Source organism: Sinomonas sp. P10A9 (genome assembly GCF_041022165.1).
Classification (GTDB): domain Bacteria; phylum Actinomycetota; class Actinomycetes; order Actinomycetales; family Micrococcaceae; genus Sinomonas; species Sinomonas puerhi.
The window spans coordinates 3,056,287-3,079,496 of the sequence record NZ_CP163302.1 but is presented as its reverse complement, the minus strand read 5'-3'; the positions used below and the strand labels follow the sequence as shown (position 1 = coordinate 3,079,496).

Annotated in this window: 23 protein-coding genes and 1 tRNA gene; 12 read left to right on the top strand and 12 right to left on the bottom strand. The window is 69.9% G+C overall.

Annotated elements, in window-relative coordinates:
- Genes AB5L97_RS14090 through mshD form a run of 3 tightly spaced genes read right to left on the bottom strand, consistent with a single transcriptional unit; the run spans nt 1 to nt 4,400 of the window.
- On the bottom strand, nt 1-978 hold the full coding sequence (locus AB5L97_RS14090; RefSeq protein WP_369047447.1) for an NUDIX hydrolase: 978 nt from the start codon (nt 976-978) through the stop codon (nt 1-3).
- The gene (locus AB5L97_RS14085; protein ID WP_369045106.1) at nt 975-3,338 is read right to left on the bottom strand and encodes an RNA degradosome polyphosphate kinase; all 2,364 of its coding nucleotides are present in this window, start codon (nt 3,336-3,338) and stop codon (nt 975-977) included. The genes AB5L97_RS14090 and AB5L97_RS14085 overlap by 4 nt, the downstream gene beginning before the upstream one ends.
- A 60-nt stretch (nt 3,339-3,398) precedes the next feature.
- Nucleotides 3,399-4,400 (bottom strand): mycothiol synthase, encoded by a 1,002-nt coding sequence (gene mshD / locus AB5L97_RS14080; RefSeq protein ID WP_369045105.1) that lies wholly within the window; start codon nt 4,398-4,400, stop codon nt 3,399-3,401.
- A gap of 345 nt (nt 4,401-4,745) precedes the next feature.
- Here mshD and AB5L97_RS14075 point away from each other — a divergent pair, with 345 nt between their 5' ends.
- Nucleotides 4,746-5,501 carry a GntR family transcriptional regulator gene (locus AB5L97_RS14075; protein WP_307955596.1) on the top strand — a complete coding sequence of 252 codons (756 nt, stop codon included), beginning with the start codon at nt 4,746-4,748 and terminating at the stop codon, nt 5,499-5,501.
- A gap of 27 nt (nt 5,502-5,528) precedes the next feature.
- Here AB5L97_RS14075 and AB5L97_RS14070 read toward each other — a convergent pair whose 3' ends face one another.
- On the bottom strand, nt 5,529-6,224 hold the full coding sequence (locus AB5L97_RS14070) for a winged helix-turn-helix transcriptional regulator (protein WP_307955597.1): 696 nt from the start codon (nt 6,222-6,224) through the stop codon (nt 5,529-5,531).
- A 191-nt stretch (nt 6,225-6,415) separates the two neighbouring features.
- Here AB5L97_RS14070 and AB5L97_RS14065 point away from each other — a divergent pair, with 191 nt between their 5' ends.
- The 5 genes from AB5L97_RS14065 to AB5L97_RS14045 all read left to right on the top strand — a co-directional run bounded on the left by AB5L97_RS14065 (nt 6,416) and on the right by AB5L97_RS14045 (nt 11,141).
- The gene (locus tag AB5L97_RS14065) at nt 6,416-7,162 is read left to right on the top strand and encodes a permease (RefSeq protein ID WP_307955598.1); all 747 of its coding nucleotides are present in this window, start codon (nt 6,416-6,418) and stop codon (nt 7,160-7,162) included.
- A gap of 194 nt (nt 7,163-7,356) precedes the next feature.
- Nucleotides 7,357-7,986: an FABP family protein gene (locus AB5L97_RS14060; protein WP_307955599.1), complete on the top strand. Its 630-nt coding sequence runs from the start codon at nt 7,357-7,359 to the stop codon at nt 7,984-7,986.
- A gap of 42 nt (nt 7,987-8,028) precedes the next feature.
- On the top strand, nt 8,029-9,168 hold the full coding sequence (locus AB5L97_RS14055; protein ID WP_369045104.1) for a YgfZ/GcvT domain-containing protein: 1,140 nt from the start codon (nt 8,029-8,031) through the stop codon (nt 9,166-9,168).
- Nucleotides 9,165-9,572, top strand: coding sequence for an ankyrin repeat domain-containing protein (locus AB5L97_RS14050; protein ID WP_369045103.1), 408 nt, complete (start codon nt 9,165-9,167; stop codon nt 9,570-9,572). Before AB5L97_RS14055 ends, AB5L97_RS14050 begins: the two co-directional genes overlap by 4 nt.
- 66 nt (nt 9,573-9,638) lie before the next feature.
- On the top strand, nt 9,639-11,141 hold the full coding sequence (locus AB5L97_RS14045; protein ID WP_369045102.1) for a DHA2 family efflux MFS transporter permease subunit: 1,503 nt from the start codon (nt 9,639-9,641) through the stop codon (nt 11,139-11,141).
- Between the two features lie 175 nt (nt 11,142-11,316).
- On the opposite strand, the gene AB5L97_RS14040 is transcribed toward AB5L97_RS14045, so the two are convergent.
- From AB5L97_RS14040 to AB5L97_RS14010, 7 genes are all read right to left on the bottom strand, one after another.
- Nucleotides 11,317-12,027: a GNAT family N-acetyltransferase gene (locus tag AB5L97_RS14040; protein ID WP_369045101.1), complete on the bottom strand. Its 711-nt coding sequence runs from the start codon at nt 12,025-12,027 to the stop codon at nt 11,317-11,319.
- Complete coding sequence (locus AB5L97_RS14035) at nt 12,024-13,049, bottom strand: 6-phosphofructokinase (protein WP_307955604.1); 1,026 nt, start codon at nt 13,047-13,049, stop codon at nt 12,024-12,026. The genes AB5L97_RS14040 and AB5L97_RS14035 overlap by 4 nt, the downstream gene beginning before the upstream one ends.
- 172 nt (nt 13,050-13,221) lie before the next feature.
- Nucleotides 13,222-13,626, bottom strand: a complete 405-nt coding sequence (locus AB5L97_RS14030) for a hypothetical protein (protein ID WP_369045100.1) — start codon at nt 13,624-13,626, stop codon at nt 13,222-13,224.
- A 1-nt stretch (nt 13,627) separates the two neighbouring features.
- A complete protein-coding gene (locus AB5L97_RS14025; RefSeq protein WP_369045099.1) occupies nt 13,628-15,034 on the bottom strand; it encodes a PspC domain-containing protein in 1,407 nt (468 codons plus the stop codon).
- A 107-nt stretch (nt 15,035-15,141) separates the two neighbouring features.
- Nucleotides 15,142-15,447, bottom strand: coding sequence for a PspC domain-containing protein (locus AB5L97_RS14020; RefSeq protein ID WP_369045098.1), 306 nt, complete (start codon nt 15,445-15,447; stop codon nt 15,142-15,144).
- Nucleotides 15,448-15,533: 86 nt separating this feature from the next.
- Nucleotides 15,534-15,899, bottom strand: a complete 366-nt coding sequence (locus tag AB5L97_RS14015) for a hypothetical protein (protein WP_369045097.1) — start codon at nt 15,897-15,899, stop codon at nt 15,534-15,536.
- 1 nt (nt 15,900) lies between these two features.
- Complete coding sequence (locus AB5L97_RS14010; RefSeq protein ID WP_369045096.1) at nt 15,901-17,502, bottom strand: PspC domain-containing protein; 1,602 nt, start codon at nt 17,500-17,502, stop codon at nt 15,901-15,903.
- Between the two features lie 124 nt (nt 17,503-17,626).
- Here AB5L97_RS14010 and AB5L97_RS14005 point away from each other — a divergent pair, with 124 nt between their 5' ends.
- Together AB5L97_RS14005 and AB5L97_RS14000 are read left to right on the top strand one after the other, a co-directional pair.
- The gene (locus AB5L97_RS14005; RefSeq protein ID WP_369045095.1) at nt 17,627-18,940 is read left to right on the top strand and encodes a PspC domain-containing protein; all 1,314 of its coding nucleotides are present in this window, start codon (nt 17,627-17,629) and stop codon (nt 18,938-18,940) included.
- Entirely contained in the window at nt 18,937-19,596 is a 660-nt protein-coding gene (locus AB5L97_RS14000) for a LuxR C-terminal-related transcriptional regulator (protein WP_369045094.1), read from the top strand. The genes AB5L97_RS14005 and AB5L97_RS14000 overlap by 4 nt, the downstream gene beginning before the upstream one ends.
- Before the next feature lie 42 nt (nt 19,597-19,638).
- Here the strand turns inward: AB5L97_RS14000 and AB5L97_RS13995 are convergent, their stop codons facing one another.
- Nucleotides 19,639-20,844 carry a pyridoxal phosphate-dependent aminotransferase gene (locus tag AB5L97_RS13995; protein WP_369045093.1) on the bottom strand — a complete coding sequence of 402 codons (1,206 nt, stop codon included), beginning with the start codon at nt 20,842-20,844 and terminating at the stop codon, nt 19,639-19,641.
- 235 nt (nt 20,845-21,079) lie between these two features.
- Here AB5L97_RS13995 and AB5L97_RS13990 point away from each other — a divergent pair.
- The 4 genes from AB5L97_RS13990 (at nt 21,080) to rplK (ending at nt 23,195) form a co-directional block, all read left to right on the top strand.
- Nucleotides 21,080-21,152: transfer RNA gene (locus AB5L97_RS13990), tRNA-Trp, on the top strand.
- A gap of 98 nt (nt 21,153-21,250) precedes the next feature.
- Nucleotides 21,251-21,511 (top strand): preprotein translocase subunit SecE, encoded by a 261-nt coding sequence (gene secE / locus AB5L97_RS13985; RefSeq protein WP_307955613.1) that lies wholly within the window; start codon nt 21,251-21,253, stop codon nt 21,509-21,511.
- A 122-nt stretch (nt 21,512-21,633) separates the two neighbouring features.
- A complete protein-coding gene (gene nusG / locus AB5L97_RS13980; RefSeq protein WP_423246790.1) occupies nt 21,634-22,605 on the top strand; it encodes a transcription termination/antitermination protein NusG in 972 nt (323 codons plus the stop codon).
- Between the two features lie 158 nt (nt 22,606-22,763).
- Nucleotides 22,764-23,195 (top strand): 50S ribosomal protein L11, encoded by a 432-nt coding sequence (rplK, locus tag AB5L97_RS13975; protein ID WP_307955614.1) that lies wholly within the window; start codon nt 22,764-22,766, stop codon nt 23,193-23,195.
- Nucleotides 23,196-23,210: the final 15 nt, after the last annotated feature.

Here is a 23,210-nt window from a genome sequence, read left to right as displayed (position 1 = left end):
TCAGTCATCGAAGGGCTTCACCTGTTCGAGGGCCACGACGCGCTGCCGCCCCTCGACGGGCACGTGGAAAACGATGAGTTCCCCGGGCGTGAGATACGGATCGGAGGTGGGCAGCTCCGAGGCCAGCCCCGGGGCGAGGAAGGTCCGGAATTCGTGCAGGAGGGTCGGGAGGACCGGCCGGTGGCTGCACAGCACCGCGGGCTTGCCCTTGTCGAAGAGACTCACGACGGCGGCCGCGGCCTTCCGCGGCTTTCTCGCGGCGCCATGCTCGGTCAGGTCCTCGACCAGCCGAATCTTGACCTTCGAGCGGGATGCCCGCACATACGGGAGCACGGTGTCGAGACAGCGCCGCCAGGGGCTGGTCACGACGCGGACCGGCTTCCAAACGGTCAGGAGGCGCCCCACCGCCTGGGCCTGCCGGACGCCGCTCGCGGCGAGGGTTCGGTCCCCCTCGGCCTTGGTCCAGGAGCTTCGGGGCTTGGCCTTCGCATGCCGCAGGAGGATGAGCGGACGCGTCGCGAGATGCCCTCTGCGGTGCGCATCGACGAGGGCCTTGAGGGGCGCAACGTCCGTGCGGTTGGTCAGGAGGCGCTCGGCCTCGTCGGGGCTGCACCAGTAGGTCTGGTCAACCTCTGCGCGGTCGGGCCGGATGGTCGTCGACTTCTCGATCTGGATGGCCCAGTAGCGGACCGACTTGAGCCCCACGGGAACGCGGTAGTGGGTGGGCGGCAGGGGAATGCCGAGCCGCGCGTCGGCCCCTATCTCCTCCCGGACCTCGCGGGCCGCGCACTCGGGGAGCGTCTCTCCGGAGTCCAGCTTGCCCTTGGGCCATGACCAGTCGTCGTAGCGCGGCCGGTGGATCATCAGGACCTCGAGCCGATCGCCGCTCGCACGCCAGGGAATGGCCCCGGCGGCATGGACGGCGATCGGCTCGCCGGGATGTTCGGTCTGGTCCTCGACCGGGGTGTCTGCCATCAGCGCAGGCTCACGGGCCGCTGCCGTGCGCGCGAGGCGAGGAGCCAGGACTGGATGTCCTCGAGCGGCTTGCCGTCCTCGTCGAGGTGGTGGCGGGTCCAGCCGCCATCGGTGTCGAGATGCCACGAGGCTGTGGTTGACGCAACGTACCGGTCGAGCAGCGCGGTCAGGTCCGAGATGTCGTCGCGGTTCCGCAACTGCACGAGGGCCTCGACTCGGCGGTCCAGATTGCGGTGCATCATGTCGGCGGAGCCGATGTACACGACAGGGTTGCCGCCGTTGGCGAAGGCGAACACGCGGGAGTGCTCGAGGAACCGCCCCAGGATCGAGCGGACCGTGATGTTCTCGCTCAGTCCCGGCACGCCGGGGCGGAGTGCGCAGATGCCGCGGACGATGATGTCCACCGTCACCCCGGCCTGTGAGGCCCGGTAGAGCGAGTCGATGATGGCCTCATCGACCATCGAGTTGACCTTGATGACCACGCGCGCCCGCAGGCCGGCCCCAGCGTTGCGGATCTCCGTCTCGATGCGGTCGATGAGCCCCGAGCGGACCGAGCGGGGCGCTACGAGGAGCCGCTTGAACGTGGACTTGGGGGCGTAGCCGGAGAGCTGGTTGAAGAGCCTGGACAGGTCGTCGCCCACCTGCTCGTCGCACGTGAGGAGGCCCAGGTCCTCGTAGTAGCGCGCCGTGCGCGGGTGGTAGTTGCCGGTGCCGATGTGGCAGTAGCGGCGGAGCCCGTCGTTCTCCTGGCGCACCACGAGCGAGAGCTTGCAGTGCGTCTTGAGGCCCACGATCCCGTAGACCACGTGGACGCCGGCCTGCTCGAGCTTGCGCGCCCACGAGATGTTGGCTTGCTCATCGAAGCGGGCCTTGATCTCCACGAGCGCAAGGACCTGCTTGCCCGCCTCGGCCGCATCGATCAGGGCGTCGACGATGGGGGAGTCGCCGGACGTGCGGTAGAGGGTCTGCTTGATGGCCTGGACCTTCGGGTCCGAGGCCGCCTGCTCGAGGAAGGCCTGGACCGAGGTCGAGAACGAGTCGTAGGGGTGGTGGAGGAGGATGTCACGGCGGCGCATGGCCGCGAATACGTTCGCGGCCTTGGACGTCTCGGATTCGTTGAGGTAGCGGGACGTGTGCGCGAGCTGCTTCGGGTAGTGCAGTTCGGGCCTGTCAATCCCGCCGATCACGGAAAGGCCGCGCAGGTCCAGCGGCGCGGGGAGGGAGTACACCTCTGGCTCCTCGACCCCGAGCTCGCGCACGAGCAGCGCCCGCACGTTGGGGCTGATGTCCGTGGTCACCTCGAGGCGGACCGGCGGGCCGAAGCGCCGGCGCAGGAGCTCCTTCTCGAGCGCCTGGAGGAGGTTCTCGGCGTCGTCCTCCTCGACCTCGAGGTCCTCGTTGCGGGTCACGCGGAACGTGTGGTGCTCAAGCACCTCCATGCCCGGGAACAGCTGGTCGAGGTGCACCGCGATGAGGTCCTCGAGCGGGATGAACCGCGCGGCGCGGCGGGGGAGGTTCCCGGCGCGGGGGCCGTCCACTGAGATGAGCCGGGGCAGCTGGTCCGGCACCTTGAGCCGAGCGAACAGCTCTTTGTCGCTCACAGGGTTGCGGACGATCACCGCAAGGTTGAGCGAGAGGCCTGAGATGTAGGGGAACGGATGCGCGGGGTCCACGGCGAGGGGCGTGAGGATCGGGAACACCTGCTCGGAGAACATCGTGCTCAGCTGCTCGTGCTCTGCCTCGCCCAGATCGTCCCACGTGACGAGCCGGATCCCCGACTCCTCGAGGGCCGGGCGGATCTGCTCGGCGAACGCCTTGCAGTGGCGCTCCTGGAGCACGTGGGCGGCCTCGGAGATCTGCTCGAGGACCTCGTGCGGGCTCAGACCGGCGGGGGAGGGGACAGCGAGCCCGGTCGCGATGCGGCGCTTGAGCCCCGCGACCCGGACCATGAAGAACTCATCGAGGTTCGAGGCGAAGATCGAGAGGAAGTTGACCCGCTCGAGGAGGAACAGGTCGGGGTCCTCGGCGAGCTCGAGGACGCGCGCGTTGAAGGCGAGCCAGCTCAGTTCTCGGTCGAGGAAGCGGTCCGTGCCGTGCTCGCCGTCGGGAGTGGGGCTCGGGGCGGACTCGGGGATGTAGAAGCGGTCCTCGGTGGCGCGCGCTGCGGGCACCTCGGAGGATCCGAACACCGGCGCGGTGCGGGCGGCCCTGGGGCTGGTCGTCCCGGACGACGGCGCGGCGGCAGGTTCCGCTGCTCCGGCGGCTGGCGAGGCGGCGCCGTCGTGCGTCGAACCTTCGGCGACAGCCGTGGGCGAGTGGGGCTCAGAGGTCGTGGTGCTCTGGTCCCGTGCGGCTTCAGTCATGGTTCCTCTCCAGAGCCGGTGCGTGGCCTGTCTGGGGCCAACCCTAATGGCCAACCCTACCTAGCGGACCTGTACGGTTGGCCTGCCCCCGGGGTCGGCGGTGCTGTACAGGACGTCCTTGTCCCACACCGTGAAGCCGAGCCTGCGGTACATCGCGACGGCGGGGCGGTTGTCCGCGTCGGTGTACAGCATGATGGTGCCCAGCCCGAGCGAGTGGAGGTAGTCGATGCCGTGGAGCGTGAGGGCCCGACCGAGGCCCCGTCCCTGCGCTTCGGGCACGACGCCGACGGCGTAGACCTCGCCGAGGGCACGGTGCTCGCCATGGGCGGGGTGGACCTTGGTCCAGTGGAAGCCGAGGAGATGGTCCGACTCGTCGACGGCGAGGAAGAAGCCCTCGGGATCGAACCAGTCCTCGGCCATGCGCGCCTCGAGGTCGCTGCGCCGAAGCTGCCCCTGTTCCGGGTGGTGGGCGAAGGCCGAGCGGTTGGCGTCGAGCCAGGCCTCCTCATCGCGCCCCGGCTCGAAGGCCCGGATCCTGACCCCTGGCGACAGTGCCGGCGTGTCCTCGTGGGGCCGGCGGACCAGCACCATCTTCCACAGCTCGCGCTCCGGCGTGAACCCATACATGGCCGCGAGCTCGGCCGCGGCCTCGTGGTTGCCGTGCGACCAGGCCTTGAGGCCCGCGAGCCCGGCTTCCGCCCGCACGTCACGGATCGCCTCGACGAGCCTGGTTCCCACACCCTGATTGCGGTAGGTGGGATGGACGGCCAGCTCAACGACCCCTGCGCCGTCGGGCCCGAACGCTATCGCGGCGAGACCCGCGAGGTCCTCGGGGGCAGAGGATCCCGAGGTGTCGTCGAGGGCATGCACCGCAACCGTCAGGATCTCCTCCGCACGGGTGTCCGGGGACTTCAGGAGCACCGTGGTCTGCTCGGAGAGGGACGGATTGCCGTCCGCGTCCTCGGCGGCCTCCAGCAGGTCCCGGATCTCGGCCCACAGGGCTTTGGGCACGCGTCCCTCGACGACGGTGACTGGCCAATCCTGCGGGTATGCGCTGGTCATGGGGAAAGGCTAGCGAACGGCGCGCGAATCGGCAGGAGTTTGCCCGCGCGCCGGGTCTCAGGTACAGTCGACATCTGCCGCCGACCAGCCGACTGGCCAGTCGACGGGCAGGGGGGATCCACCAGTGGGGTGGCCTCGATACGTTCGACCCGTATGTCCTCCACGATTCCCAGACGAGTTGCAAGCGAATCTCAGAGGGACACAGGGCCCCGCCACCGTGCGGGGCCCTGTGTCCGTCTCCAGCCCCGGTGATGCCAGCCCAGGCCTGCAGTATTCGGCGAGTGTTCACCTCGGGGCCGCTTGATTTCAGGCGGCGGACAGGATCTCCGCTTGTACGCTCGAACCATGTCCTCACAGCCCGGTCCGCCGCCGCTGCACCGGAAGCTCGAGGCCGAACTGCGCAGCCGGATCTCGACCGGTCGGTGGCGCGCCGGCACGAGCCTGCCGAGCGAAGCTGCCCTGAGCAGCGAATTCGGCGTCTCCCGGGGTACCGTGCGGCAGGCGCTCACATCGCTGCGCGACGAGGGACTGCTCTTCGGGGGCCGCGGACGGCGGCCCACCGTGCGGTCGGGGGCCAAGTCCCAGCCCCTCTCGACGTTCCTGCCGTTCGCCGAGTGGGCACGCCAGGAGAACCTGAACCCCGGCCAGCGCACGCTCGAGGCCGCCCGGCGGGAGGCGAGCGCCGAGGCCTGCTGTGCCCTCGAGCTGCCGGACGGAGCCTTCGTTGTCAATATCCTCCGCCTGCGTCTCCTCGACGGCGAGGCCGCGATGCTCGAACGCAGCTCGTTCGTGCTGGATGTGGGCCGGTACCTCGCCGACTCGCATGCCGGAACCGAGTCGATCGTCGAGTTCCTGGGCGAGCGCGGGATCTGGCTAGAGAGCGCGCACCATACGGTCGATGCCATCGCCGCGTCGACCGCGGACGCCCAGCTCCTCGGCGTCGACATCGGGGCGCCGCTGCTGCGCGAGCGCCGGACCACCTACGATTCCGGAGGGCGGCCGGTCGAGTACTCCGATGACCGCTACCTTCCGACTCTGACGAACTTCAGCATTGAGAACCGCGTGCGCGGACCAGTGCCACTGACGGGGCAGCGGGCCTGATGAGGCGTGGACTGGGCGGGCTGGGGCTCAGGCCTCGCTGAGCTCATCCTCGGGCAGCCGGGTCAGGGTGAGGCGGTAGCCGACGTTGCGCACGGTTCCGATGAGCCCCTCGTGGTCGGTGCCCAGCTTCGCGCGCAGCCGCCGCACGTGGACGTCAACGGTGCGGGTGCCGCCGTAGTAGTCGTAGCCCCACACCTCGGTGAGCAGCTGCTGGCGCGTGAACACGCGCCCTGGGTGCTGGGCGAGGTACTTGAGGAGCTCGAATTCCTTGAACGTCAGATTGAGCGCCGCACCGTTGACCTTGGCGGTATAGCTCGCCTCGTCGATCACGACGCCGGCCGCGCGGATCTCAGTCTCGGGCTCCTCGACGGTCGACGCGCGGGAGACGGCGAGCCGGATGCGCGCCTCGACCTCGGCCGGACCCGCGGAGTCGAGCACGACGTCGTCGACCGCCCACGCAGAGGACACGGCGGCCATGCCGCCCTCGGTGAGGATCAGGATGAGCGGGGCGGCGAGGCCGGTGGCCCTCAAGAGCTGGGTGAGCGAGCGCGACCCCACGAGGTCCCTGCGCGCGTCGAGGAAGATGACGTCCGAGGGGTCTGCGTCGAGCAGCGCCGTGGGCTCGGCAGGCAGGATGTGGACGCGGTGGTTGAGCAGCTCAAGCGCCGGAAGGATGTCGACCGACGAGCCCGTGGCGTTTGTCAGGAGCAGGATGTGCGACATGGTTCCTCCCGAAGAGATGTCTGCACGGCATCGGGCAGGGTACCTATGACGCCCAATTATAGGCGGACAGCCCGCATTTCCGGGGCATGCGTCACATTGGGGGCGGCAATGCGGGCGGCAGCGTGGGAGGCAGTGAGGGAGGATGGCAGGGTGACTAACACTGACCTGAGGGCAGCGCACGGGAGGGCAATGTGAAGGCCTGGACGCGTTCCGTGGCGAGCGGGGCCGTGGCGATCGCGGGAATTGGGGTGGCTGTCGGGTCGAGCATGGGCGGAACCGTGGCCCAGTTCATCTCAGTGGCCGTGGTCGCCGTCGTCGTCGGCTTCGGCTGGCCGCATTTCCTGGGCATCCCCGCCAAGAAGACCAACGGCGCCGTGGTCGCGCTCGCGGGGGTCGCCTCGGCGGCTGCCGCGGCCTTCGTGCCCGGCCCCGAGTACCTCGCATGGACGCCGCTCGCCATCGCCGCGGGCGTCATGGCCGCCGTCGTGGTCCAGCTCATCCGGGGCACGGGGCAGAGCCACCGCCTCGAGTCGGCCTTCGGTACGAGCGCCGGGGTTCTCCTGTGCGGCCTCGGTGCAGGGTGGATCGCGACGGCGCGCCTCACCGGGGCGGGATCCATGCTCCTCGTCGCGGCGATCACCACCGTGGTCGCGCTCCTGATCGGGATGATCCGCTGGCCGGACACGATCGTCGGGCCGCTTGCCATCGTGTTCTCCGGCCTCGCGGCACCCCTCGCCGGTCTCGTCTTCGCGGACATCACCGTGCTGCCGGCGACCATCGCCGGCGTCGTGATCGGCGCCGTCCTCGCGGCCTTCCGCGCGCTCAACAGCACCCGCCCGGACAGGGTCGCGGCCCTGGGGTTCGTGGCGCTCGGGCTCGCGCCAGCCTTTGCGGTGGGAGCCATCGCCTACTTCATGGACCGCATGCTCGTGGTGTGACGCAGGCCGGGCAAGCACTGCCCGGGAACGCGTTACGATGGCGCTATGAGCGTTGTTGCCTTCGAGATCTTCTTCATCGTCCTTCTTGCTGTCGCCTCGGTCGCCATGGCCTGGTTCGCTGGCCTCGTGGTCTGGAAGCTGTTCAAGGGCCAGCGCTAGGGCGCGACGACGTCCCTGCCGCCAAGGAGTCCTGAGTGCCCATCGAGATCCCATCCGGACTGACCCCCGAGCTTGTCCCACTGTCGTGGCTCATCGGGGAATGGGAGGGACGGGGCCGACTCGGTGCCGGGGAGGGGGAGGACCCCCATTTCATCCAGCGCATGGTCTTCGTGGACGCCGGCTTCCCCTACCTGCAGTACACCGCCGAGAGCTGGCTGGCCGACGAGGACGGGAACCGCATCCGGCCCCTTGCGACTGAGATGGGCTACTGGCAGATCGACCGTCCGCTTCAGGACGCCGACGGCGGGCCGGGCCTCGCTCCGCCGGACATCGTGCCGACCTACACGTCCGCCGAGGCGGTCGAGTCCCTGCGCAACAGCCAGGACGGGTTCGACATCACGGCCACGATCGTCCATCCAGGTAGTATCGCCGAGCTGTACTACGGGCAGATCAAGGGCCCGCAGATCCACTTGAGCACGGACGCCGTGCTGCGCGGTGCGCATGCCCGCGACTACAAGGCGGCCACGCGCATCTTCGGACTCGTGAACTCGGACCTCTTCTGGCGCTGGGACGTGGCAGCGGCCGGCGCGCCGCTCGCTCCCCACGCCTCCGCGATCCTCCGCCGGCTCTCCGGGCCGCGGAGCGCACAAGCGCCATCAGAGTAGACCGCCGGGAGTGAAATCTCCCCTTCACGCGTTGGACTGATCATGACGTACGCTTCCCCACTCCTTGCGCGGCACGGTGCTGTCGCGGCCCTTGGCCCCGACGAGGGTGTGGCCGCCCATTATGGCGACCCTATGCGGGAGCAGCGGGCACTCGCGCACGGGAGTGCCGCCGTCGACCTCTCCTACCGCGGCGTCGTGACCGTCGCGGGCCCCGACCGGCTCTCGTGGCTCACGACCCTCTCCTCCCAGCAGGTCACCGGCCTCAGGCCGGGGGACTCGAGTGAGCTGCTCCTGCTGAGCATCCAGGGCCGGATCGAGTTCGACGCCCGGATCATGGACGACGGCGAGCGGGCCTGGCTCCTCGTCGAGGCGGGCGAGGCGGAGGGCCTCGCCACGTGGCTGACGTCCATGAAGTTCATGCTCCGCGTCGAGGTCACCGACGAGTCCGAGCGGTGGGGCGTCCTCGCGTCGACCCGGCGGCTCGAGTCCCTCGATGCGTTCGGCCCGCACGCTGCTGCGCTCGTCTGGGCCGACCCCTGGCCGCACGTTGCACCGGGCGGCTACAGCTATGCGGCCGTCGATGACGCCCACCACCCGGGCCTCGACCGGCCGTGGTTCGAGCATGTGGTGGAGCGCTCGCGGCTCGCCGACGCCATCGAGGCCCTTGAGGCCGACGGGGTGGGGCTTGCCGGCACGATGGCCTCCGAGGCCTTGCGCATCGCCGCGTGGCGCCCGCGCTGGGGGCTCGAGACTGATGAGCGCACCATCCCGCACGAGCTCGACCTGCTCAGGACTGCCGTTCACCTCTCGAAGGGCTGCTACAAGGGCCAGGAGACGATCGCGCGCGTGCACAACCTCGGGCACCCGCCGCGGCGCCTCACCCTCCTCCAGCTCGACGGTTCTACCCACACCCTGCCCGCGGCGGGCAGCCCCGTGGTGGCCGCAGGGGGCGCCGGGGACGCCACCAGGCCCCTTGGCCGGGTGACGTCTGCGGCCCTCCACTACGAGATGGGTCCGATTGCCCTCGCCGTGCTCAAGCGCTCGGTCGACCCGGACGCCGCCCTTGTGGTCCACGGCGAGGCCGAGGGCGAGGAGTACGCCGCCGCTCAAGAGCCCATTGTCGCGCCCGACGCCGGCCAGGTCGTCGGTCGTCCCACCGGATTGCTCAGGAGGAACGCATGACCGACACCCCGCACAGCCAGATTCCCGACGACGTCATCGCGCTCGCCGGCAAGCTCTTCGACGCCGCGCGCGCGGGCGACGAGACCGCGCTGAGCTCTTACCTCTCGGCCGGCGCACCTGCCACTCTGACCAATGAGTCCGGCGACACCCTCATGATGCTCGCCGCGTACCACGGACATCCAGCGCTCGTGCGGCTCCTCGGCAAGCACGGTGCGGATGTCGAGACGGCCAACGACCGCGGCCAGACACCGCTCGCCGGTGCCGTCTTCAAGGGCCACTCGGAGGTCGTCGATGAGCTCCTTGCGCTGGGGGCAGACCCCGACGCGGGGTCTCCTACGGCCCGTCAGGCCGCCCACTTGTTCGGCCGCACCGAGATCCTGGACCGCTTCGGGACGGCCGGCTAGCGGCCGCCCCATTCGGCGGCGACCTGCGGACCGGCCCTGTCCTCAGTAACGTGAGAACCTAGTCGGATGGAAGATATTCAACGGCCGTGGGCCGCTCTGTGGGCGCTGGTGATCGGGTTCTTCATGATCCTGATCGACACGACGATCGTTTCCGTCGCCAACCCCGCGATCATGCGGGGGATCGGTGCGGACATCAACGAGGTCATCTGGGTCACGAGCGCCTATCTGCTGGCCTACGTCGTGCCGCTCCTGATCACCGGGCGGCTCGGGGACCGTTTCGGGCCCAAGAACATCTACCTCATCGGGCTCGTGCTCTTCACCCTCGCTTCGCTGTGGTGCGGCCTGTCGGGGAACATCACATCGCTCATCGCCGCGCGCGTGGCGCAGGGCCTAGGGGCGGGCCTGATGACGCCCCAGACCATGGCCGTCATCACGCGGATCTTCCCACCCGAGCGCCGGGGCACCGCGATGAGCATCTGGGGCTCGACGGCGGGCGTCGCGATGCTTGTCGGCCCGATTCTGGGCGGGCTGCTCGTGGACGGATTCGGCTGGGAGTGGGTGTTCTTCATCAACATTCCGGTAGGCGTTGTCGGGTTCGTCCTCGCGTGGCGCAGGGTCCCCAGGCTCGCGACCCATTCGCACCGCTTCGACTGGCTCGGCGTCATCCTGAGCGGTCTGGGCATGTTCCTCATCGTGTTCGGCATCCAGGAAGGCCAGACCTACTCGTGGGGCGAGATCTCGGGCCCCATCACGGTGTGGGGGCTCATCGCTGCCGGTGTGGTCGTGATGGCGGTGTTCGTGCTGTGGCAGTGGCGCAACAAGGCCGAACCGCTCGTGCCACTGGGCCTCTTCCGTGACCGGAACTTCACGCTCTCCAACCTCGGCATTTCGACCGTGGGCTTCGCGGTGACATCCTTCGGCCTGCCGACGATCTTCTACTACCAGCTGGTCCGGGGGATGACGCCGACGCAGTCGGCGCTCATGATGATCCCCATGGCCGTGCTCTCCGGCGGACTCGCGCCGGTGGCCGGACGCTTCGTAGACCGTGGGCACGCGAAGGTCATGAACATCGGCGGCATGCTCCTGTTCGTCGTGTCGCTCGTCCTCTACTACGTGCTGCTCACACCGGACCAGCCCATCTGGGTGCTCCTCATCCCCGGCGCCGTCCTCGGCATCGCCAACGCCGGCCTCTGGGGCCCGCTCGCCACGCTCGCGACCCGGAGCCTCCCGCCCCACCTCGCGGGTGCCGGCTCGGGCATCTACAACACGACCCGCCAGATCGGCGCGGTGCTCGGCAGCGCGGCGATCGCCGCCCTCATGCAGGCGCGGCTCGCCGCAGAGCTCCCGGCCAGGCCGGGCGGTGCGTCCCAGAGCACCGCAGCCCTCGCGAGCGGGCCGCTCCCGCCGTTCATCCAGGCGCCGTTCACCACCGCGATGGCCCAATCCGTCCTGCTGCCCGCGGCCGTGCTGGTCATCGGCCTCGTGGTTGCGTTCTTCTATGTCAAGCCGGCCGCCGCACCCGAGCCGGGCGCCGGTGCGCGTGACACAGTGGCCGATTCCCGCCGCTGACACCTCCGCCGAGGTCACCGGGTGTGGTGCTGAGGTCACCGGGTGTGGTGCCGAGGTCACCGGGTGTGGCGCTGAGGTCACCGCGTGTGGTGGTGAGGTCACCCCGCGTAGTGCCGAGGTCACCGGGTGTGGCGCTGAAGTCACCCGGTGTGCGAGTGATATTGCGCGGCGCGCGTCAGCGCCGGGGGAGCGTGACTGAGGTGAGATGCCCCTGAGGCTTGATTCCGAGCGAGTCCGCGAGCCGGAGCCCCGCGATCGCGTGGGACGGCACGGCCACTTGGACGATCAGCCCATCGGCCAGGGCCTCGTGCGCCGCGACGGAGGCGGCGAGCCGCCCGAGCCCGCGCCGCCGCAGGCTGGGGGCGACCAGGACGCTCAGGTCGGCGAGGAGCCCATCCCGCTCCGAATAGGCGGCGCACGCGGCCGGCCCGTCGGGGAGCATGACGGTGAATCGATGCTCCCGTTCGGTCAGCCCGGCGGAGGAGACATCGTCGGGCGGGCAGCGCATTTCGAGCTCGATCGCCTCCGGTGCACCGCGGGAGACCTGCGGCTCGGCGTCCGGCTGGTCGAGAGGAAGCTCGTCAGCGAACCCGAGCACAGCAGTCCGCAGCCCGTGTGCTCCGGGACCGGCTAGGCGCAGGAGCGCGCCGCCTTCCACGAGATCGTCGACGTCGAGGTCGGCCGCCGCCTCGACGAGCTCTGTCGGCCCCGAAAGGGCCAGTTGCCCGAAGAGCACGACGGCGACCAGCTCGCGCGCCGCGTCGCGGCACCCGAGCAGCCGCTCGCCGTCGTCCGAGAAGGACAGGTCGGGAAGGCCGAGGCGACGCGCCCACGCGAGCCGCACGATCCCGCGGTTTCCCTCGTGGAACGAGTGTGGCACGCTCACCCGAAGAGGACCGCGGCCTCGTCGTACCGGTGCTTCGGCACGGTCTTGAGCCGGCCGAGGGCCTCCTCGAAGCCGACGTGGGCGATCTCGGTGCCGTGCAGCGAGACCATCGTGCCCCAGCGGCCCTCCACGACGGAGTCGATCGCGGCCATGCCGAGCCGGGTGGCGAGGACCCGGTCGAAGGCGGTCGGAACGCCGCCGCGCTGGATGTGCCCGAGGGTTGTTGCACGGGTCTCGATGCCCGTGCGGGCCTCGATCTCGGGGGCGAGCTGCTCGGCGATGCCACCGAGGCGGGGGCGGCCGAAGGTGTCCAGGCCTCGCTCGGAGTGGGGCGCGGCCATGCCCTCCAGGACGAATCCCTCGGCGACGACCACGAGGGGTGCGCGGCCGCGGTCCCGGGCGAGCTGGACCCACGTGGTGACCTGGTCCATCGTGACCTTGTGCTCCGGGATGAGGATCGCGTGGGCGCCCGAGGCCATCCCCGAGTGCAGCGCGATCCACCCGACGTGGCGCCCCATGACCTCGGCGATCATGCAGCGGTGGTGCGATTCGCCGGTGGTGCGGAGCCGGTCGATCGCCTCGGTGGCGATCTCGACGGCCGTGTCGAAGCCGAACGTGTAGTCCGTCGCGTCGAGGTCGTTGTCGACGGTCTTGGGGACGCCCACGATCCTCAGGCCTGCGTCCGTGAGTCGCCGGGCCGCGGCAAGGGTCCCCTCGCCGCCGATGGCGATGATCGCGTCGATCCCGAGACGGTCCATATGGCCCTTGATGACCGCGGGTCCGCCGCCATTCTCGAACGGGTTGGTGCGGGATGTGCCCAGGATCGTGCCGCCCTGCTTGGCGATGCCCCGCACCCTGGTGCGGGGCAGATCGATCACGTCGCCCTCGACGACGCCGCGCCAGCCGTCCAGGTACCCCACGAACTCCTGCCCGTGCACGGCGATGCCCTTGAGCACCGCGCCGCGGATAACGGCGTTGAGCCCGGGGCAGTCGCCGCCGGAGGTGAGGATGCCGATCTTCATTCAGGGGCCTTCCCGTAGGTGCGGCCGATGCGCTGCGCAGGCGGTCCGCCGGTGGTGTGGAGGAGGCGCCGCGTTGAGCCCGCGCCCATTCTAGCCACGGCGACCGTGGCGTACACCACATGACGGGGGGCCGTGACGCACGACGGCGCGGGCTTGGACGCGGGACAGGCGTTCAGACGGCGGGGCCGTCCTGATGGGTCTTCGGGTCGGACGGCCTGATGTCAGTGGCATACGGGCTTCGCGTCGGCTGCCCGTCTCCCGACCGGGCGTCATCGGATGATGGCGCGTCCTCGCGGATCGTGCGCTCCGCGCCGCCTGCTGCGGTGCCGACCGCAGCGCCGGACGTTGTGCCGACAGTACGGCGGCGGCGCGCGCCTGCGAGGGCGCCGCCGACGACGAGACCCAGACCCGCGATGAGGAGGAGGACCACGGCGGCGACGCCGGGGTCCACCGAGAGCCATCCGACGCGGCCCGCGATGATGAGCGCGGCGGTGACCACGAGGACCGCACCCCAGACGATCGTGCCCACACTTGGACCCCGCGGGTACTCGTGCTGTGCCTTGAAGTTCGTGCTCATCTCATTGCTCCTGGCGGATGTCGAGGTTGGCCAGCGTCACGTCGGCCTTAACGACGAGGACCGCTCCCGGCTTGTCCGCGTTGTAGGTCTCAGTGTCCTTCGCGGTGATCCCGGCGATTGACTTCGAGCCGAAGTGGACGTTGCTCAGGGTGGCGCTAGCCTCCACCCGGACCGGGACGTCCTTGGGGACCGTGATCCTCATATCGCTGAGGGTGATGTGCACCGGGACCACTGCCTCGCTGGCGAGCGGCCCTGCGGAATCGAGTCCTCGAAGATCCAGCTGCCCCGACGCGCCGGTGAGGGAATAGCCCGAGGTCGCCTGCGCGACGGTGGTGGGGGAGAGGCTGACCGCTCCTTGGGACCGGCTCAGTTGGTAGGCAGGCTGCGTGATGGCTGCGCTCGCGAGGGCGACGACGGCGAAGAAGGACAGGATCCCGCCCGTACGTCCGCGGATGCCTGCCACAACGATTCCCAGGCCGATGATCGCACCGGCGATCGCCCACAGAGCTCCCGAGGCAGGATCTACGATCGCGTTCCCCGCGAGCTGGAAGGCCAGAAGCGTACCGGCGACGAGGACCGCGAGTCCCACGACGACCGTTGCGAAGGGGCCGCCCGGGCCGGGCCGATGCGGACGCACCCACACCGGCGCTGTGGCGCCGGCGGTCGTTGCGCCGGAGGGTTGTTGGCCGTACCGAGGATCCGCGAGGTAGTGGGCCTCTGGGGCCTCGGTTCCCGGCGGCCACGGCGCCCCTGCGGGCCCCTGAGGTGCCTGACCCGAGAAGGTCCCCGGCGGGTAGAGGGGCGGCGGGGAATCCGTGGGGGCGCCCGCCGGAGCGACCGACGCGGGGAACACGCCGTCTCCCGTCGGCATGCCGGCAGCGGGTGGACCGGAGGAAGCGGATGGGCCAGAGGGCCCACCTCGGCGTGAGCGGCGTGACCGGGCGATGGTGACCACGATCAGTACGGTCACGGCCACCCAGAACACACCCCAGATGGCTCCCCAGAGCGGGCCGTTGCCGGTGGCCTCGAAGGCGAGCCCGGTGCGCGTCCCGCCGAGGCCGAGGACCGTGGACACCAGGCCTCCGGTCATGCCCGCTGTCCAGTGGCCCTGCATGGCCTCCTGCACGTGGATGCGGCCATCCGGCTCTGGTAGGAGCAGCCACATGAGGCCATAGACGAGGAGGCCGACGCCGAGGAAGATCGAGGCGACCACGAAGAGGCCGCGGACGAGGATCGGATCGACGCCCCACCGGTGGGCGAGGCCGCTGGCGACGCCTCCGACCCAGCGGTCTGGGCCACGGTGGACGCCCAGACCGCGGATCCAAGCGAAGAAGTCGGCCCCGGCCGGGCCGGAGGGCTGGCCCGGGGAGGGGGTTCCGGAGCCCCCGTATGGGTGTTCGGTGCTCATGGCTCCATCCTTCCCATGTGAACCAATGCCTCCAGTGTCGAGCGGCGGATACGGCGGCTCTAGAGGCATTGGGCCCCCGCGTTTGGCGGGGGCCCGAGGGGTTCAGCTCACGCGGTCGGGTCGCCCGGGCCGGGGCCCACTGACCCGGGGCCGGGGCCTGTGGGGCCCACGCCCTTGGGCCGAATCCAGCCCTCGAGGATGATCCGGTTGTCCTGGTCCGGAAGGAGGACCCAGGCCACGATGTAGGCGAGGATCGCCGGGCCGGGGAGCAGGCACAGGACGAGGAACACGATGCGGACGAACGCCGGGTCGATATTGAGCCTGTCGGCGATGCCGCCGAGCACGCCTCCGACGATGCGGCGGGGGCCGCGCTTGAGCCCTGCCGAGCGGAGGGCGTTGAAGAAGGATTCCATGGTCTCTCCTAGGGTTGGGGTGCTGGGTGGGGTGCTGGTTGGCGTGCTGATTGGGGCAGATAGCGGCGTGGGCTGGGCGTCTACCGTCAGTCTGTCGCGGGCGGGTTGCGGGTCCCCGTCTGGCCCGCGGAACTGTCGTAGGGGCTTGGCCGCCGGGTTTCGGCATAGGCATCGGCGGTGGTCGGAGCGCCCGTGAGGTCGCCGCCTGAGGTCGCCGCCGCGCCGTCGTGCGTGAGAACGTGGCGGCGGCGCGAGGCCGCGATCCCGCCGACCACGAGCGCGAGCCCGGCGACGAGCAGGATGCCGGCAGCCGCGTAGCCGGGATCGATGCTGAACCATCCCAGCCGGTTGGCGAGCATGAACGCTCCCACCACGATCACCACTGCTCCCCACACGATTGTGCCGATGGAAGGCCCGTAAGTCTCGGGCCGGAAGTCCTGCTGTGTGCTCATCTCAGCGCTCCTCGTTGATCGTGACGTTGCTCAGGGTCGCGTCCAGTTGGAGGACGAGGGCTGACCCCGGCCGGCCGGAGTTGTAGGTGATGGTGTCGTGCCGGGAGAATCCCGCCGAGCTCTGGCCCTGTGTCTGGACCTTGGCCATGGTCGAGGAGGTCCTGACCTGCACGGGGATGTCCTTCGGGACCGTGATGACGACGTCGCTCATGGTGGTCTTGACCGGAATGACGGTCTCACTCGCGAGCGGGCCCGAAGCGTCCAGGGCGCTCAGGTCGAGCGTCCCCTTCTCCGCTGCGAGGTCGTAGCCGCCGGCGGCCTGCTGGAGGCTTGTCGGGGCGTAGCTGGACTGCCGGGACTGGAGGTTGGAGAACCGGTCGACGCTCTGGGTCGCGGCGCTGGCCACGAGGGCCACGATGGCGAACAGAGTGAGGATGCCAGCCCGGCGACCGCGGAGGCCTGCCACGAGGATGCCGAGGCCGATCACGATGGCGACAACCGTCCAGACCGCGCTCGCCGCGAGGGTGATGGCTCCCGTGGCGACGAGAGCGCCGAGGGCGCCGGCCACGAGGGCCGAAATACCCAGCACCACGAGCACGTAGGGGGCCGAGGCCCGGGGCCGCCGTGGCGGGCGGGGCGCTCGCGGGGGCCGCTGGTTGGCTGCGGGGGGAACGGGCGGAACGGATCCGTCGTAGTACGGGGGTGTCGCCGGTGCGCCGGCGTAGCCCGCGTCGCCCGTATAGCCGGTATCGCCGGCATAGCCGGTAATGCCGGCGTAGCCCGTATTGCCGGCATAGCCCGCGTAGCCGCTGTAGTCCGTCGAGTACGACGGCGGGGTGGTTGGCTTCGCGTAGTAGGGGTCACCGGCGGTGGGGACGCCGCCCGCGGACTCAGAACCCGCCGTCGGAGTCGCGTAAGGCGGCGTGCCCGCAGCGTGGGGGGCGGAGTACCGATACGGGCCGTATCCCGACCCCCGGTACCCGCCACCGTATCCCGCGCGTCCCGCGCCCACGCGCATCGACCGCCGACGCCCGCCCCGCACAATGGAGAAGATGCAGCAGGCCACGACGGCCACCCAGAAGAGGCCCCAGAAGGCGCCGCCGATTCCGCGTTCTCCGAACCAGAATCCGGCACGCGCACCGCCGAAGCCGAGGATCGTGACGATGAGGCCGCCGGTCATGCCGGCCGTCCAGCGCCCATGTGCGGCCTCTTGGACATGGATGCGGCCGTCCGGCTCGGGGAGCAGGAGCCACAGGAGGCCGTAGGCGAGCACCCCGATGCCGAGGAAGATCGCCGCGACGATGAAGAGGCCGCGGACGAGGACAGGATCCACGCCCCAGCGGTGGGCCAGGCCGCTCGCGACGCCGCCCATCCATCGGTCGCCGCCACGCGTGACGCCGAGGCCGCGGATCCAGCTGAAGAAGTCGTTGCCCCGGGGCGCGGGTTGGGCCCTACCGGGGCGCGGCGAGCCGGAATCTGGCGAGTCGGTGCGGGCCGAGCCCACGTGGGGGCTCTCGTCCCGGGTCGGCTCGCTGGTCGGGTGGGGCTCGTCGTCCTGAGGCTGGGGTGCTGGCTGACCGCCAGGGGTCTGTTCGCTGCTCATGCATCCATCCTTCCGCCCGGTCTCGTGCGCACCCATCGGGGGACACCCTGAACAAACCCTGAAAGACCCCCGGGTTCGGCCTCGGAGCGACCCTGAGGCGGGGCATTGGTGCTTGGATGGAAGCATGAACACCGCCATCGTCCGGCCGCCGCTCGTGCGGGGGGAGGACCGCGTGATCGCGGGCGTGTGCTCCGGCCTCGCCCGGCATCTGGGGCTCCGCACCGACGTCGTCCGATGGATCATGGCGGCCGCGGCCCTCCTCGGCGGGGCGGGGATCGTCCTGTACGGGTGGCTGTGGATCATGGTGCCGACGGCGGCCGAGGCGCAGAGGCGCCAGACCCGTCGTCCGGCGTCCCCGATCGCCCCTGCGGTGAGCGTCCCCGTCCATCTGCAGGGGGGCCCGCGGCCGCGGGCGCACATGCCGCGCTACGCGCGGGAGGTGCTGCTCGGCGTCGTGCTCCTCCTCGGTGCCGTGGCTCTGGGCGGTCCGCTCATCGGGATCGATGTGCCCCTCGACACGGTGGTTCCCGTTGCGGCGATCCTCGGCGGTGTGGCGCTCGCGTGGATGCAGCTCGACGAGGAGCGGCGCGAGAAGCTCGTCCGCGGGGCCGGTGGCGAGCGCTGGACCGGGTGGCTGCGGCTCGGCGCCGGCATCGTTCTTGTGGTGGCCGGAGTGACGCTCGCCGTGTCGGGGAGCCAGTGGAATGTGCTGGGCCTCGCACTGCTCGCCTCCTTCGCCGTCCTGGCCGGCGTCGCGCTGGTGCTGCTCCCGTGGGGACTCAAATTCTGGCGCGAGCTCGGCGCCGAGCGCGCGGCCCGCGTGCGCGAGGAGGAGCGGGCCGAGATCGCCGCACACCTTCACGATTCAGTCCTGCAGACCCTTGCGCTCATCCAGCGCCGTGCGGGCAGCGAGGCAGACGTCACCCGTCTGGCCCGCGCGCAGGAACGCGAGCTCCGTGAGTGGCTGTACCGGGATTCCCGCAGCGGTCACGGGACCTTCGCGGACCGGATCGCCGAGCTTGCCGGCCAGGTCGAGGACCTCCACGGGGTGCCGATCGACGTCGTCACGGTGGGCGGGACCGAGCCCGGCGACGGCTCGCGGGCTGGCGGCCCGGAGCCGGGCAACGGGTCCGAGGGTGCCCGCGCCGCGGAGGCCCAGGACGCGCTGCTGCAGGCATCCCGCGAGGCGATGCTCAACGCCGTCCGCCATGGGGCAGGCCCGGTGTCCGTCTATGCAGAGTCCGGCAAGGACGCGACGGAGGTCTTCATCAAGGACCGCGGAACCGGTTTCGACCCTGACGCCGTCCCCGCGGACAGGCTCGGGGTCCGCGAGTCGATCGTGGGGCGCATGCGGCGCCACGGGGGCGAGGCGACGATCGTGAGCGGGCCCGATGGCACAGAGGTGCGGCTGCGGCTGCCCAGAACGGAGGAGTCATGAGCCAGCCATCCGGCGTCGCGCCCGTGAGCGTGGTGATTGTGGACGACCACACGATCTTCCGCTCGGGCCTCAAGGCCGACCTCGACGAGCGCGTCCGGGTGGTCGGCGAGGCGGGGACGGTCGAGGGCGCCCTCGAGGCCATCGAGGAGCTCCGCCCGCAGGTGGTCCTGCTGGACGTACACCTGCCAGGAGGCCTGGGCGGCGGCGGTCGGGAGGTCTTGACCCGCTGCGCCGCCCTGCTCTCCGAGGTCCGGTTCCTCGCGCTCAGCGTCTCCGATGCCGCCGAGGACGTCGTCTCCGTGATCCGCGCAGGCGCCCGGGGCTACGTGACGAAGACGGCCTCCGGCCCCGAGATCACCGACGCCGTGCTGCGCGTGGCGGGGGGCGACGCCGTGTTCTCGCCCCGGCTCGCGGGTTTCGTCCTGGACGCTTTCGGCACCCAGTCCGTGGCCGACGACGAGCTCGACAAGCTCTCCGCGCGCGAGCTCGAGGTCATGCGCCTGATCGCCCGAGGGTACTCGTACAAGGAGACCGCGAAGGAGCTCTTCATCTCCGTCAAGACGGTCGAGACCCACGTCTCGGCTGTGCTGCGCAAGCTCCAGCTCACCAATCGGCACGAGCTCTCGCGCTGGGCCGCCGACCGGCGCATCTGGTGACCCCCAGGAGTTGACTCCCGGAAGGTGAGTCCCAGGACGTGACTACTTCGCGGCGCCCAGCAGCTCCTGGATGCGGCCCACGCCCTCGGCGAGATCAGCGTCGCCGAGCGCATACGAGAGACGCACGTACCCGCTCGGACCGAACGCCTCGCCGGGCACGATCGCCACCTCGACCTTGTCGAGGATGAGTGCGGCGAGCTCGGCGGATGTGGCCGGGCGGATGCCGGCGATCTCCTTGTCGAGGATCCCCCGCACGTCGGGGTAGACGTAGAAGGCGCCCTTCGGGGTCGGGCAGTTGATGCCGTCGATCGCGGAGAGCATGCTCACCATCGTCTTGCGGCGCCGGTCGAAGGCGACCTTCATCTCCTCGACGGCGTCGAGCGGCCCGGACACCGCCGCGAGGGCCGCCATCTGGGAGACGTTGGCCACGTTGCTCGTCGCGTGGGACTGGAGGTTCGTGGCGGCCTTGATGACGTCGGCCGGGCCGATCATCCAACCCACGCGCCAGCCCGTCATCGCGTACGTCTTGGCGACACCGTTGAGGATCACCACCTTGTCGCCGAGCTCGGGGGCGGCCGTCGCGATCGAGGTGAACGGCACGCCGTCGTACGTGAGGTGCTCGTAGATCTCGTCGGTGACCACCCACAGGCCCTTCGAGGCGGCCCACTGGCCGATCTCCTTGGTCTGCTCGGGGGAGTACACCGCGCCCGTCGGGTTCGAGGGCGAGACGAAGAGGAGGATCTTCGTGCGTTCGGTGAGGGCAGCCTCAAGCTGGTCGACGGTCACGAGGTAGCCCTGCTCGGGCCCGGCGAACACGTCGACGGGGACGCCGCCCGCGAGGCGGATCGCCTCCGGGTACGTGGTCCAGTACGGGGTCGGGAGGAGGACCTCGTCGCCCGGGTCGAGGAGCGTCGCGAACGTGTTGTAGACGGCCTGCTTGCCACCGTTGGTCACGAGCACCCGGGAGGCATCGGCCTCGTAGCCGGAATCCCGCTTCGTCTTCGCGGCGATGGCCTGCTTGAGCTCGGGCAGGCCGCCCGCGGGCGAGTAGCGGTGGAAGCGCGGCTGGCGTGCTGCCTCGATCGCCGCCTCGACGATGTACCCGGGCGTCGGGAAGTCCGGCTCGCCGGCGCCGAAGCCGATCACCGGCCGGCCAGCGGCCTTGAGGGCCTTCGCCTTCGCGTCGACGGCCAGGGTGGCGGATTCTGCGATGGATCCGATGCGCTGGGAGACGCGTGCGGAGGTCATGGGGCGATCCTTAGGGTCGTGGGGCTGGTGGTACCCACTCTAGGCGGTCCATCCACGCCGCACGGAGTCCCGGCCGCAACGCGGTTCGACGTCGGTGGAGAATGTGCGTAAACTAGTTCCTCGGCGCCGGAAGCAGTGAGTGGCTGTGCCTGCCGGATCCGCGATGGCATGATGTCCTCGGATCCTTGGTAAGGTAGTCCACGGCTATTCCGCGTCTCAGGCGGTTTGCCGCCGAAGGGCAGTGGCGCAATTGGTAGCGCAGCGGTCTCCAAAACCGCAGGTTGCAGGTTCGAGTCCTGTCTGCCCTGCGCAGGAATCAGCCCGGATCGTTCCGGGTTCTTCCCGCACCCACAGAACGGATCCGGCGGGGAAGTCCTGCGGGCACAGCGAGTGAGCGAGGAATCGGTTGACCGAAACAGCTTCGAGCAGCTCGGGCCGCCCCAAGCAGGCCAGGAAGCTTGGCTTCTTCGGCCGGATCGCGCTCTTCGTCCGGCAGGTGATTGGCGAGCTTCGGAAGGTCGTCACGCCGACGCGTCAAGAGCTCGTGAACTACACGCTGGTGGTGCTGGCATTCGTCGTCGTGATGATGGTGGTCGTGTTCATCCTCGACTTCCTCTTCGGGATTGGCGTCGGCTGGGTCTTCGGCGGGTCGACCACCACCAAATAGGCTTGGATCCGCAGACCAGGACCTGAGACCGGGAGACCGGAATCAGGGACGGTGTGCGGATGAGCCATTTAAGCCGCAACGGGTACAACGAGTCAGTCGTTACGAGGAAAGCAGGAGACTAAGTGTCTGAGCACGAGCTCGAGGATCGCGGGACCGAGCACGAGGAGGCGGCCTTCGAGCCTGCCTTCTCCGACGCCGCCGCTGCCCCCGCCGCGCCTGCCGTTTCCCATGACGCCGGTGCCCCAGCCGACGACGCTGACGCCGAGAACACGGAAGCGGACGCAGACGAGGACTCGTCCGCAGCGGATGAGACTGTCGAGCTGATCGATTCCGAAGAAGCCGGCTCGGAAACCGCTGATTTCGAGGCTGACGACGCTGACGAGGCGGACGACGCCGCGGGCGAGCCTGCCGCTGTCGAGGCCGACGACGCTTCCGGCGAGCACGAGGCTGCCGAGGATGAGGACCCGGCCGAGGCCGCCGCGAAGGCTGCCGAGGAGTTCCGCGCCAAGCTCCGCCGCCAGCCGGGCGACTGGTTCGTGATCCACTCCTACGCGGGCTACGAGAACCGTGTGAAGGCCAACCTCGAGACCCGCATCCAGACGCTGGACATGGAAGACTACATCTTCGAGATCCAGGTCCCGATGGAGGAAGTCGTCGAGATCAAGAACGCCCAGCGCAAGATCGTCAACCGGGTCCGCATCCCCGGCTACGTGCTCGTGCGCATGGATCTGACGGACGCCTCGTGGGGCGCTGTCCGCCACACCCCGGGTGTCACGGGCTTTGTGGGCAACGCCCACAACCCGGTCCCGTTGACGCTCGACGAGGTCGTCTCGATGCTCGCCCCCGTGTTCGAGGCCGAGCAGGCCGCCGAGGCCAAGGCCGCCGGCAAGGCCGGCCTGAAGGCCCAGGCCGCACCGGTCGCCGTCGACTTCGAGGTCGGCGAGTCCGTCATCGTCAAGGAGGGCCCGTTCGAGACCCTCCCGGCTACGATCTCGGAGATCAAGCCTGAGTCGCAGACTCTCGTGGTGCTCGTCTCGATCTTCGAGCGCGAGACCCCTGTGACCCTCGCCTTCAATCAGGTCTCGAAGATCTGAGCTCGGCCGGGGAACGCGCGACACAGTACAATTGAAGACTTCGCCCCGGAACCGGATGCCTTCCGGTCCCGGGGCGGCCGACTGCCGGGCCATGGCAGTCACCACCTGGGCGGCGCTCCTGCTGCTTCAGGACACGTAAGGAAGAAAAGGACCCTACATTGGCTCCCAAGAAGAAGGTCACCGGCCTCATCAAGCTGCAGATCCAGGCAGGCGCCGCCAACCCGGCCCCGCCGATCGGTCCTGCGCTCGGTCAGCACGGTGTCAACATCATGGAGTTCTGCAAGGCGTACAACGCCGCGACGGAATCCCAGCGTGGCAACGTCATCCCCGTCGAGATCACGGTCTACGAGGATCGCTCCTTCACCTTCATCACGAAGACCCCGCCGGCCGCTGAGCTGATCAAGAAGGCTGCGGGCGTCCAGAAGGGCTCGGCCACGCCGCACACCGTCAAGGTCGCCAAGCTCACCGACTCGCAGGTCGAGGAGATCGCCAAGACCAAGCTCGAGGACCTCAACGCCAACGACGTCGAGGCCGCGAAGAAGATCATCGCGGGCACCGCCCGCAGTATGGGCATCACCGTCGAGGGCTGAGCCTACCGTCGAGGG